The organism is Paenibacillus sp. FSL R5-0519 (assembly GCF_037974275.1).
In the GTDB taxonomy this organism is placed as follows: domain Bacteria; phylum Bacillota; class Bacilli; order Paenibacillales; family Paenibacillaceae; genus Paenibacillus.
Genome location: NZ_CP150234.1, coordinates 2,801,816 through 2,813,797 on the forward strand (window position 1 = coordinate 2,801,816; position 11,982 = coordinate 2,813,797).

Here is an 11,982-nt window from a genome sequence, read left to right on the forward strand (position 1 = left end):
ACACTTAGAATGAAGAACAATAATCCATAACAGACCGGAGGTTCTAACATGAGCGACTTAATTAAACTTGTTAACAACTGGTCTATCACGCAGTTCGTGCATACGTTTGGCGGCTTATTTGAGGAATCACCATGGGTGGCTGAACGTTCCGGGCTTTTACGACCTTTCGATTCATTTGAACAGATGATGAATGTGATGAAGAATGAGGTTCAGGCATCGGATGATGAGGTGAAGTTGCAGTTGCTTCGAAATCACCCGGATCTTGGAGCACGAATCAGCATGAGCACCAATTCCGTTCAGGAACAAGCTGGAGCAGGCCTTGATTCACTCTCACAAGAGCAGTACAACGAACTTCAACAATTAAACAAAGCATATACAAGCCAATTTGGCTTTCCTTTTATATTGGCTGTAAAAGGCCATACCGCAAGCTCCATCCTCGAATCCATGAGGCAACGGCATCGCCGAGGCAGGGAAGAAGAATTCGAGACTGCATTGAAGGAAGTATTCAAGATTGCAGGCATACGTTTGGAGCAATGGCTTGTACAGATCGGTCATGAACATGAGTTCGTGAGCAAGCCAGCCGCAGTGCAGCAGCGGACCATGTATTACGGCAAAGGGGATGTGTGGATGTACCGTTCCTACGCCAAACCGTTGACGGGTATTCAGTCCATTCCGGAATCTCCTTTTATGGGACGCAGCAATATTCTCTTTGGATTGAACATCAAGGTGGCCGTGCAGGGGGATGAATTCTTGCCTTCTTTTGCAGAAGGGGATAATTCGCTGGTGGTCGCAACCGATTCAATGAAAAATTTTATTCTCAAACATGCAGCGGATTACACAGGGGCAACGGTGGAAGGATTTCTTGCGCTGGTGAGTCGGCGTTTCCTGGAGACGTATCCGCAGATGAGCAAGGTTCAGATGACAGCGGACCAGATTCCTTTTGAAGATATACCCATTGGATTAGAAGGAAGTTATCGACCGAGTACGCTCGTATTTCGTTATTCACAGAATGATCGTGCGACAGCTGCCGTTGAAGCAGAACGAACCGGAGGCTCGATTGAACTAAGCAACCATTTCAGTGGTGTAGCTGATCTGAGACTGATCAAGGTCAAAGGCAGTGAATTTGCCGGATTTATGCAGGATGAATATACCACTCTTCCAGAGACATGGGATCGACCGTTATTTATTTTCCTGAACATCAATTGGCGTTATGAAGATCCGAGAGATGGCATGGATGATCAGCATGGACGGTATGTAGCGGCGGAACAGGTCAGAGATTTGGCTGCTGCGGTGTTTCATGAGTGTCGATCCGCTTCCATTCAACATCTGATCTACCAGATTGGACGAAGGTTGTTAAGTCGATTTGAGCAACTGAGTGAGGTTTCATTTGAATCCAACAATCGGACTTGGGAAACAGTGCTGGAGGAAGTGAAAGAGGGAGAAGGCAAAGTATTTACCGAACCGAGGCCACCTTATGGATTCCAGGGTTTCTCGATGACAAGGGATGATCTGGGAACAGGCGGCCGTGACGCCGGGAAAGAAGGTGACGTCTAATGTCGATGTCTGATGGCCGAATTACAACACATGTGCTGGATACCTCCAAGGGTGTCCCTGCTGCGGGTGTTCGGATCGAACTGTATACCCTGAAGAGGGATGGAGAACAGGAAAACAAGACAAAAGTAGCTGAGTCGGTGACCAATGCGGATGGGCGTTTGGATGCACCGCTGCTGGATGGAGGCAAGTTGGAGCCAGCGATATATGAGCTTCAATTCCATGTCGAGAGTTATTACGCACATCGTTCATTGGAGGAGCTGGGGCAGGCATTATGGACGATTGTTCCGATACGGTTTGCCGTATCTGATGCCTCAAGCCATTACCATATTCCATTATTGATTGCTCCAGGAGGTTACAGTACATACCGGGGAAGCTAAGCATGCACGCATCCGGTTCGGATTCAGGGGGAGGGTCATCCACATGACAACATTTGATACCATCATCCGGGGGGCCCGGGTGGTGCTGAGAGATCGGGTAGAGCAACTGGATATTGGCATTACGGGTGAAAAAATAACAGACATATCCACACGCCTGACCGCTGGCGAAGCGACATGGATCATAGAAGCTGAGGGACTTACAGTGATGCCAGGTGTCGTGGACATTCATGTACACTTCAATGAACCCGGACTCGCCAGTTGGGAGGGATTCCGATCAGGTTCGGCAGCCCTTGCCACCGGGGGAATTACGACGTATGTCGATATGCCGCTTAACGGCGTACCGCCAACCACAAGGCCGGAATCATGGGAGATGAAAATGAAAGCAGCGGCAGACCAATCGTATGTGGATTATGCTTTCTGGGGAGGCTTGGTTCCCGGAAACCGTGAGCAACTTGCTCCACTGTCACGGCTGGGTGCTGCCGGATTCAAGGCATTTATGTCCGAGCCGGGAGGTGAAGGGGAAGACATCTTTGCCAGAGCTGATGACCATACGCTGCTGGACGGGATGAAAGAACTTGCAACATTAAACCGTGTGCTGGCACTTCATGCAGAGGACGAAGGCATCGTTGCCGAACTCGGTGCGAGAAGCATCGCAGAGGGTAAGACGGAACCGATGGATTATGTCCGGTCTCGTCCTGTGGAAGCTGAAGTCGTCGCGGTTGCCCGAGCGTTGAAATACGGCGAACAGACCGGGTGTGCGCTGCATTTTGTGCATATTAGCACCCGGGAAGCGCTGGATCTGATTGCAGAGGCCAAACGGCGTGGGCAGGATGTCACTTCAGAGACATGTCCTCATTATCTGACGCTGACCGATCAGGATGTCGTCCGTTTGGGTGCTGTAGCAAAATGCGCTCCACCGCTTCGCAGCTCTTCCGAACAGGAGCAGTTATGGGATGCACTGACTTCAGGATTGATTGATGTTATCGCCTCAGACCATTCTCCTTGCCCACCATCCATGAAACAATCGGATAACTTCTTTGAAATCTGGGGCGGCATATCCGGGGCACAAAGCACACTGCTAATCATGCTGGAGGATGGACATCTTCAACGCAATATTGACCTTCCGTTGCTCGGAAGAGTGCTCTCTCTGCAACCTGCTGGAAGGCTTGGTCTGGAGAGCAAAGGAGAGATTGCAATTGGCAAGGATGCAGACCTGGTGCTGATTGACTGGGAGAAGAGCACAACCCTGAACACAGAGGATCTGCTCTACACGCATCAACAGAGTCCTTATGTAGGACGTACATTTAAATGTCAGATCACAGACGTATTTTGCCGAGGGCAGCGCGTCTACAACTCGGAATCCGGCTTATCCCCTGTGCCTATCGGGCAACACATTGTGGCTTACTCTTCTAGTCCCATCGAAGCGGGAACGGAGGGGAATCCATGACGGAGTCTGGAGTATACCGGTCATCCGGTACGAATAATGCACCGCTTCCTTTGCCAAATGTGGAACAGGTGGAGCTGCAAGCCATGCTTGACTGGCTGTCGACATATGGTGCGGATGCACAGGGGGGCGTCACACGGCTGTTGTATGACTCGGCCTGGTGTGAAGCACAAGGTGCCCTTGCTGCCAAAATGCAGGAAAAAGGGCTGTCTCCCGAGTTCGACCAGTCCGGTAATCTTTATGGCACACTGGAGGGCGAGGGTAAGGGATCGGCGACTGGTACTGAAGAATTACCAATCGTGACCGGATCACATATCGATACCGTGGTGTATGGAGGCAAGTATGATGGTGCTTACGGTGTGGTTGCCGGTGTCCTTGCTTTGGAGTATTTGCAGAAGCATTTTGGAGCACCGAAGCGCACGCTTCAAGTGGTTTCCCTATGTGAGGAAGAGGGAAGTCGATTCCCTTTTGCATATTGGGGCTCACGCAGTATAACAGGAACAACGTCTCTGCAAGATGTAGAGCATTTGAAGGATCAATACGGCGTCACCTTTGCACAAGCGATCCGCGATGCGGGCTTTGGACCCGATAGTGCATATAGACCGGCCGCAAAAAAATATGGTGCCTTTATTGAGCTTCATATTGAGCAAGGTCAGGTTCTGGAACGTCTCGGACATTCGATTGGCGTTGTATCCGACATTGTAGGTCAGAAGCGGTTCAGTATTACGGTAAGCGGAGAAGCGAATCACGCGGGAACGACACCGATGTCCTGGCGCAAGGATGCATTAGCCGGAGCGGCTGAGATGATTACTGCAGTAAGGGATATTGCATTGCAAGCAGGAGAACCGCTGGTAGCCACGGTTGGGCGAATCACAGCCGATCCGGGTGTGGGGAATGTGGTTGCAGCACGAGCGGTGTTTTCACTGGATATCCGCCATATCCGGCAGGAGAGTATTGATCGCTGCTGGCAGGATATACTTCAGGCTTTTAGTCGGATCGCAGCCGAGCAGCAGCTCGGACTGGACTGGGAAGAACATCTGTCGGTGACGCCCATTCCTATGAATGCAGAGATGATCTCAGACATCCAAGATACCTGTGAGCAGGAGAAGTTGTCCTATTGGCTAATGCCAAGCGGAGCGGGACATGATTCGCAGATTTTTCAGCCGGCTTGTCCGACAGCCATGATTTTTGTGCCGAGTCAGGACGGTATCAGTCATAATCCACTTGAATATACAGCTGAAGCAGACCTGATGCACGGTTTTCGGGTTCTGGTCCGGCTACTCTATAAATACGGTTACGGGAGTTGAATGCAGATGTCCAGCTATAAAGAGTTATCTCCGTCCTTGCGGACCATTATGACCCCGGGACCGGTTGAAGTTGATCCACGTGTACTCAGAGCATTATCCTTCCCGATCCTGGGGCAGTTTGACCCGGAGTTCACATCCTTGATGAACGAGACGATGGCGATGCTGCGTGAGTTATACATGACAGATAACGAGTGGTGTTATCCGGTCGATGGCACATCCCGTTCAGGCATTGAAGCGGTGTTGGTCAGTCTGATCCAGCCCGGTGACAAAGTTCTCGTTCCGATCTATGGACGATTCGGACATCTGCTGGTTGAAATCTCGGAACGCTGTGGTGCAGAGGTTGTCTTTTTTGAAACGGAATGGGGAACGGTATTTGATCCGGAAGAGGTGATCAAGGCGATCCATGCCCATAAACCAAGTCTGGTTGCGATGGTTCATGGTGAGACTTCCACTGGTCAGATGCAGCCCCTTGCCGACATTGGTAAAGCCTGTCGCGACCTTGATATTTTACTCGTCGTCGATGCTGTAGCAACCATTGGCGGGACACCGGTGGAGACGGATGCCTGGTGTCTGGATGCGGTGATGGGCGGAACGCAGAAATGCCTATCCGTTCCTTCAGGGATGGCACCTCTCACGTACAACAGTCGTGTGGAACAGAAGCTGATGAGCCGGAAAACTGTTGAACGTGGACTGCGAGACGCAACTAGTGCGCGGGCAGAAGGCCGCACCATTGCCAGTAATTATTTTGACCTGAGCCAATTGCAGGATTACTGGAGTTCGGCCCGGTTGAACCACCATACAGAAGCTACTTCCATGCTTTATGGTCTTCACGAAGGTTTGCGCATTTTGCTGCAAGAAGGGTTGGAAGCCAGGTTCCAGAGACATCTGGTGAATGAACGTGCATTGGTCGCTGGACTCCAGGGAATGGGACTGCAATTGTATGGGGATATGTCCAGTAAGCTTCCGGTGGTCACTTGTATCACGATTCCGGAGGGGATTGATGGTGAGTCGGTGCGCAGCATGTTGCTGAACGACTTCAGTATTGAGATTGCCAGTTCGTTCGGGCCATTAAAAGGACAAATCTGGCGAATCGGTACAATGGGATTCAGCTGCCAGCGCAAGAACGTACTTCATGTGCTTGGAGCGCTGGAAGCTGTTCTATTACGTAATCGACACGTATTGCCTGCCGGTGAAGCAGTGCAGGCCGCATTGGATGTGTATGCAGGGAAGGAGGGCGCCTTATGTTAAATCAGATGCCAATCTCCAGAGAGGTCATGGTTACTACTCCTCATTATCTGGCGAGTGCAGTGGGAAGCTCCATCCTCCAGCAGGGCGGGAATGCTTATGATGCTGCTGTTGCGGTCAGTGCAGCACTGGGCGTGGTATATCCGCATATGACCGGACTTGGAGGGGATGCCTTCTTCCTGATTCATGACGGAGCCAGCGGTGAGATTACCGCGTATAACGGAAGCGGCCGCTCAGCAGCAGGCATTCATGCAGAAACGTTCAAAGCGATGGGCATGAGTGCGATTCCTCAGCGCGGTGTGCTTAGTGCCATCACGGTTCCGGGAATGGTCGATGCCTGGTGGGAAGTTTGGTCCCGGTACGGTAAGTTAAGCTGGGGGCAACTGCTTGAACCTGCTGCGCAGTATGCAGAAAAAGGATGCCCTGTATCCCGGAATCTCCGCCTGTGGATGGAAAGGGATGAAGATTACATTATGGGGCATACACCGCTGCGAGCGGTATTTGCGCCCTTGGGTACACTTTTGCAGGAAGGCGAGTTATTGATCCAGTCTGATCTTGCTGCCTCCATTCGTCTGATTCAGACGGAAGGGCGAGATGCTTTTTATACAGGAGAACTCGCGGATCGGCTGACTTCGGCTATTCGTGAGGATGGAGGTATGCTTGCACCAGCGGACTTTGCAGGTCATCGAGGGGAGTGGGTGAAGCCGGTCAGTACGGGGTACCGTGGGTATGAAGTTCATCAGATGCCGCCCAACTCGCAGGGTTTCTCCATGTTAATGATGTTAAATATGCTGGAGCATATCGATCTGTCCTCGGTTGCACGTACCTCACCGGAATTCTATCATCTGATGGCGGAAGTGGTGAAAAAGGCGTTTCGTGATCGTGACCAGTATCTGACGGACCCTGATTTCAGGGACATACCGCTGGAACATCTGTTATCCAAGGATTATGGAGACCAATTGTGGAATGAGATTCAATCTGCGCCACCTGTGGCACAGCCGTTTTTGTCCAAAACGATAGGTCAGGACACGGCGTATGCAGCGGTTGTAGATAGCGAAGGCAACGCCGTTTCCTTCATTCAGAGCCTGTATTTTGACTTTGGTGCAGCGTATGTCCCAGGGGGTACAGGGGTGATCATGCAGAACCGGGGATCTTTTTTCTCCTTGGATCCGAGAGATGCCAACGTACTGGAACCGAACAAACGCTCATTCCACACCCTCATGCCGGGCCTTGTTACACGAGATGGCAAACCCTATATGCTCGTGGGTACACAGGGAGGAGAAGGCCAGCCGCAGACCCAATTATCGGTGCTTACCGGCGTGCTTGATTACGGGCTGAATATTCAGGAAGCGATCAGCCTGCCACGTTGGGTGTATGGACGTACATGGGGCGAAGAAGGTGATACGATGCGTGTGGAGAACCGATATCACGATGACGTATGTGCAACCCTGGCCAAGTGGGGACATAACGTTGAAGCTAGAGCACCGTGGGACGGTATTATGGGACAGTCGCAAGGCATTGTCATTCGTGAGGACGGCATGATTAGCGGCGCGGCAGACCCCAGGGGCGACGGGATGGCTATTGGATGGTAGCAGCTATGTGAGCACTTATAAGTTCTACTATATAGACAGACACAGATAGGGGAGATTGGCATGGGAACGATCCTGCTGAAAGGCGCACAGCTTGTGACGATGAATGCAGAAGAGGAAGTGTTCATTGGAGATCTGTTAATCGAGGATAATAAAATCAAGGAGATTGCAGCTCACATTGACGTTCAGGCTGATCAGGTCATTGATGCTCGCGGCAAAGTGCTGTTGCCTGGCTTCATCCAGACGCATATTCATCTGTGTCAGACCTTGTTCCGTGGACGGGCGGACGATCTGGAACTGATGGATTGGCTTCGTCAACGGATCTGGCCGCTGGAAGCAGCGCATGATGAGGAGTCTGTGTATTATTCAGCAATGCTTGGACTCGGCGAATTAATCTCCAGCGGTACTACGACGATTCTGGATATGGAGACGGTACATCACACAGACTCGGCCTTTCAGGCGATGGCACAGAGCGGCATCCGGGTCATCTCTGGCAAGGTGATGATGGATCATGGTGACGAGGTTCCGGAACCTTTGCGTGAGAATACGGCAACTTCGCTGCAACAAAGTGTGGATCTGCTGGAGAAATGGAACGGGTTTGGCGGAGGTCGCATTCAATATGCGTTCTGTCCTCGCTTCGTTGTATCGTGTACCGAAGAATTGCTGGTAGAGGTCCGCGACCTGTCCAATAAATATCATGTCAAAGTCCATACCCATGCCTCCGAAAATCGCGGAGAGATTGAACTGGTAGAACATGAACGTGGAATGCGTAACATCGTGTACCTCGATCATATTGGTCTGGCAACTCCAAGATTGGTGTTGGCCCACTGTGTATGGCTAAGTGAGGAAGAGAAAGAGATCATCCGCAAGCGCGGAGTCAAAGTCACTCACTGTCCTGGATCGAATATGAAGCTTTCCTCCGGGGTAGCGGATATTCCAGATCTGCTGAATCGTCAGATCGCGGTTGGGATCGGGGCCGATGGTGCGGCGTGCAACAACAATCTGGATATGTTTCAGGAGATGCGCCTCACGGCGCTGATGCAGAAGATTCCTCATGGTCCAACGGTGATGGATGCCCGGACTGTATTACGTATGGCTACCATGGGTGGTGCAGAGGTGCTTGGTTTGTCGAAGGAAATCGGCAGTCTCGAAGTGGGCAAAAAGGCAGATATGCTGTTGCTGGATCTGGATGATTTCCACACGTACCCTTCCTATGAGACAGATGTCTATTCCCGCGTGGTTTATTCTGCAACACGTAGCTGTGTGGACACCGTTATTATCGATGGCAGCATTGTACTCAAGAATCGCAAGATTCAGACGATTGATCGTGGCATTGTTCTGCGTGAGTCTGATAAAAGCATTGCAAGATTGATGAAGCGCATCTGATTGAAGCAATCTTATGCAATGCCAGAAAGGATGGAGACGACGATGGAAATGCATGATCTGTGTGCAATTGCAGCCCGCGAAACGCACTGTGTACTCGCCACTGCGATCAAGGTAGAGGGTCATGCTTATCGTAAGCAGGGAGTCTCTATGCTGTTGACCGAGGATGGCGAAATGTATGGCAGTATCAGCCCGGGATGTCTGGAGAGTGATCTTCAGGCCCGGGTGAGCCATGTTCTGGATACGAAGCAGATGGAATTCGCGGAATATGACATGCGGCCCGAGGATGATCTGTCCTGGGGTGAGACGATTGGCTGCGGCGGACTCGTTGTTGTGCTGCTTGAACCCGTATGTGATGATCTCCGCTTTATTTTGCAGAAGATGCACGAGTCTTTTCAATCCGGTACTTGGGTAGCGTTAACCCGAACGTTCCAAGATGATTATACGAGGGTTGAATATGACTGGAAACGGATTGAACCTGCGGAAAAGCGGCACCAACCAGTCTTGCGACCTGCGCTGGTACCTCCTCATGATCGTCTGGCAAATGATAATCTAACTTCATTGCAGGTTGATGTACAACACAGCAGTGGGAATCTTAAACATGAACATACGGAATCAACACAACCATCTCTCGATGCCGAACTACCTCGCCTTACGCTTGTACCTGAAATACCGACAAGCGATGCGTTTTCAACCAATCCCTGGGATCTCCCGCAGCAACTCACTTCACTGTACACGCCCAAACCTCGCCTGATTATCATCGGAGCCGGGAATGATGTTATTCCTGTTGCCACGCTCTCCCAATCCGCAGGATTCCGTGTTGTGGTAGCCGATTGGCGAGAGTCTTTATGCTCCTTGGAACGGTTTCCTGGAACCGAACTCGTACTGGGTTTCCCAGCTGAGATCATGCCTCTGTTAAATGTAAACAACGGGGATTATCTGATTATGATGAGTCACAATTTTCCCCGCGAACGTGAGCTGTTGGAGATGTTAGTGGACTGTGAGTACGCGTATCTGGGCATCATGGGTTCCAAAACACGAACAGCCCGCCTGCTGGATGGCTTACCACCGTTGAAACATGTGCATTCTCCCGTTGGTTTGAGCATCGGAGCAGACGGTCCCGAACAGATCGCCATCAGCATTGCAGCGGAATTGATCGCATGTAAACATAAGGTTTCTGCCTTGAGCTCTGGGGTGGTGGAGAAGGGAAGCGTTGCACATGCGAATGACGGGCATCGTTCTGGCAGCAGGTAGGAGTTGTCGCCTTGGTCGGGATAAACTTTCGGTTGTCATGCCAGACGGGAGGTCACTGGCTGCATGGTCACTGGAAGCGGCGCTGAATTCGGATCTGGATCAAGTGGTCTGTGTGGTCAAACCGGAAGATTCGTTGGCTTGGCTGCCTGTAAAATGGATTGATTCTGTCGCGTATGCGTATCATCCCACAAAGCGACTTCGAATTGTAGTCTGTTCTGACTATGCTTGCGGCATGGCCAACTCTCTTCATGCTGGTGTATTGTCGGCCATGGAGTACCAACCGGAGGGCGTTCTCATGTTGCTGGGTGATCAGCCTCTATTAAAAGCGCAGGATATGAATCGGGTGATTACGGCACTGGCTACCCACAAGCTGTGTGACTATGCGGCAGCTACTGACGGAGAGGGTGGCAAGCCGCCCGTTGCTTTTCGCTCCCATATGTTCGGACCTCTGTTGTCTCTGCATGGAGATGAGGGGGCGCGCAAGATTATGCGCAGCGCCAACTATTCAGGCGTACATGTACCCCTGGCTGAAACGAGTTTTTGGGATGCGGATACGGAATTGGAATTGGAACGCATTTTGAGTCATGTATATGAATCGGAGCAGGCAGACTATATAACAGGAGAAAATAAATGACCATGTATAAATTAATAACATGATGAGGTCAGCCAGGCAGTCTGGTTGGCCTTTTTGGCTTCTTTTCACGTCTGGCGAAAGAGACTTCATGTTAGCTTTTCATAGATCATCATGCATCAAGCACAAATAGAACGCAGGTTTTATACATTTATCCAAAACGATGTAAAGGTAATTGACGTTGCTGCTTAACTCTCATATGATTTGAAGAATTATCTGGATCAGACGGTTGAATTTCCTGCCCAAGGAAGAGAGAGAAAGGGGATGCAGCGATGGTAACACCGGCATATGGTTCTGGAGCATTGCCATCCGTATGGCAGCCGGAGAGCCTGCAAGAACTGCAAACGTTGAGAAGTGAATTGAAGGGAATATATTGTTTGACAGCAGGTGGAACGTTACTGCGAACCCAGTGGGAGGGCGGCTTGGTTCCAGCACCTGAACACATGATTAGCCTGGCTCGTATTCCTGAAATGAGCGGTATATCTCATCGTGGAGATGAGATCATCATTGGTGCAATGACCCGTTTAAAGGAATGTGCTACACAGACGTTGCTGCATCAACTGCCGATTCTGCATGAAGCGGTGAATGCAATTGCAGCTCCTTCCATTCGAAATGTGGCAACCATTGGCGGGAATATTGTATCCGGAGTAGGCGATACGCTGCCTGCTTTGCTTGTATATGATGCGGAACTGCATTGGTTGACTGACAAAGGAATTGAGATCCGCAGTGTGTCTTCGTGGCTTCAGGGCGGACGGGATGGCAGCCGTAATCCAGGGGATGTATTGATCTCGATTCATCTTACGATGAGATCGTCATCGATGTTCGATGTGCACGATGAGCAACACAGACCTGCTGCACGAGAAATTTCCTTTTACCGCAAGCTGGGTCGACGGGAGACGTTCAGTGCATCGCTGGTGACGGTTGCGTTATACGGTGAGATTGATTCGGATCATCGCTGGACCAAGATTGCGATTGCTGCAGGCGGGGGCTCAGGCATGGCGATGCGACTTCTGGAGACGGAACGACAGCTTCTGGGTAGCGAAGCTTCCGTCATGCAAGCGGCTAATCTTGCAGCTACTGTGGCTGACGAATTTACTACTTATGGCGATGCATTTGCAACGGAACATTATCGTAAACAGACCGTAGGCAACCTACTTGGCGCGGGGCTATGGGAAGCACTTCTCGAATAGATAAATGG

10 protein-coding genes are annotated in these 11,982 nt (G+C 50.9%); all 10 read left to right on the forward strand.

Features of this window, described 5'->3' with window-relative positions; translation table 11 throughout:
- The first annotated feature begins 48 nt into the window (after positions 1–48).
- Positions 49–1,554 (forward strand): factor-independent urate hydroxylase, encoded by a 1,506-nt coding sequence (gene pucL / locus MKY73_RS12925; protein ID WP_339307895.1) that lies wholly within the window; start codon positions 49–51, stop codon positions 1,552–1,554.
- Entirely contained in the window at positions 1,554–1,931 is a 378-nt protein-coding gene (gene uraH / locus MKY73_RS12930) for a hydroxyisourate hydrolase (RefSeq protein ID WP_091019526.1), read from the forward strand. The genes pucL and uraH overlap by 1 nt, the downstream gene beginning before the upstream one ends.
- Before the next feature lie 43 nt (positions 1,932–1,974).
- Positions 1,975–3,378 (forward strand): allantoinase AllB, encoded by a 1,404-nt coding sequence (gene allB, locus MKY73_RS12935; protein ID WP_339307896.1) that lies wholly within the window; start codon positions 1,975–1,977, stop codon positions 3,376–3,378.
- Entirely contained in the window at positions 3,375–4,682 is a 1,308-nt protein-coding gene (locus tag MKY73_RS12940) for a M20 family metallo-hydrolase (RefSeq protein ID WP_339307897.1), read from the forward strand. The genes allB and MKY73_RS12940 overlap by 4 nt, the downstream gene beginning before the upstream one ends.
- 6 nt (positions 4,683–4,688) lie before the next feature.
- The gene (locus tag MKY73_RS12945; RefSeq protein WP_339307898.1) at positions 4,689–5,930 is read left to right on the forward strand and encodes an alanine--glyoxylate aminotransferase family protein; all 1,242 of its coding nucleotides are present in this window, start codon (positions 4,689–4,691) and stop codon (positions 5,928–5,930) included.
- Positions 5,924–7,519 (forward strand): gamma-glutamyltransferase, encoded by a 1,596-nt coding sequence (gene ggt, locus MKY73_RS12950; protein WP_339307899.1) that lies wholly within the window; start codon positions 5,924–5,926, stop codon positions 7,517–7,519. The genes MKY73_RS12945 and ggt overlap by 7 nt, the downstream gene beginning before the upstream one ends.
- A gap of 60 nt (positions 7,520–7,579) precedes the next feature.
- Positions 7,580–8,902 carry a 5'-deoxyadenosine deaminase gene (locus MKY73_RS12955; RefSeq protein ID WP_062834805.1) on the forward strand — a complete coding sequence of 441 codons (1,323 nt, stop codon included), beginning with the start codon at positions 7,580–7,582 and terminating at the stop codon, positions 8,900–8,902.
- 42 nt (positions 8,903–8,944) lie between these two features.
- Positions 8,945–10,153, forward strand: coding sequence for an XdhC family protein (locus MKY73_RS12960; protein WP_339307900.1), 1,209 nt, complete (start codon positions 8,945–8,947; stop codon positions 10,151–10,153).
- Positions 10,119–10,787, forward strand: coding sequence for a nucleotidyltransferase family protein (locus MKY73_RS12965; protein ID WP_339307901.1), 669 nt, complete (start codon positions 10,119–10,121; stop codon positions 10,785–10,787). The genes MKY73_RS12960 and MKY73_RS12965 overlap by 35 nt, the downstream gene beginning before the upstream one ends.
- A gap of 269 nt (positions 10,788–11,056) precedes the next feature.
- Positions 11,057–11,974 (forward strand): FAD binding domain-containing protein, encoded by a 918-nt coding sequence (locus tag MKY73_RS12970; RefSeq protein ID WP_339307903.1) that lies wholly within the window; start codon positions 11,057–11,059, stop codon positions 11,972–11,974.
- Positions 11,975–11,982 lie beyond the last annotated feature (8 nt).

Coding starts and splice junctions, on each gene's coding strand:
- ggt (WP_339307899.1), top strand. CDS start 5,924: ATGTTAAATCAGATGCCAATCTCCAGAGAGGTCATGGTTACTACTCCT.
- uraH (WP_091019526.1), top strand. CDS start 1,554: ATGTCGATGTCTGATGGCCGAATTACAACACATGTGCTGGATACCTCC.
- MKY73_RS12970 (WP_339307903.1), top strand. CDS start 11,057: ATGGTAACACCGGCATATGGTTCTGGAGCATTGCCATCCGTATGGCAG.
- MKY73_RS12960 (WP_339307900.1), top strand. CDS start 8,945: ATGGAAATGCATGATCTGTGTGCAATTGCAGCCCGCGAAACGCACTGT.
- pucL (WP_339307895.1), top strand. CDS start 49: ATGAGCGACTTAATTAAACTTGTTAACAACTGGTCTATCACGCAGTTC.
- MKY73_RS12955 (WP_062834805.1), top strand. CDS start 7,580: ATGGGAACGATCCTGCTGAAAGGCGCACAGCTTGTGACGATGAATGCA.
- MKY73_RS12965 (WP_339307901.1), top strand. CDS start 10,119: ATGCGAATGACGGGCATCGTTCTGGCAGCAGGTAGGAGTTGTCGCCTT.
- allB (WP_339307896.1), top strand. CDS start 1,975: ATGACAACATTTGATACCATCATCCGGGGGGCCCGGGTGGTGCTGAGA.
- MKY73_RS12940 (WP_339307897.1), top strand. CDS start 3,375: ATGACGGAGTCTGGAGTATACCGGTCATCCGGTACGAATAATGCACCG.
- MKY73_RS12945 (WP_339307898.1), top strand. CDS start 4,689: ATGTCCAGCTATAAAGAGTTATCTCCGTCCTTGCGGACCATTATGACC.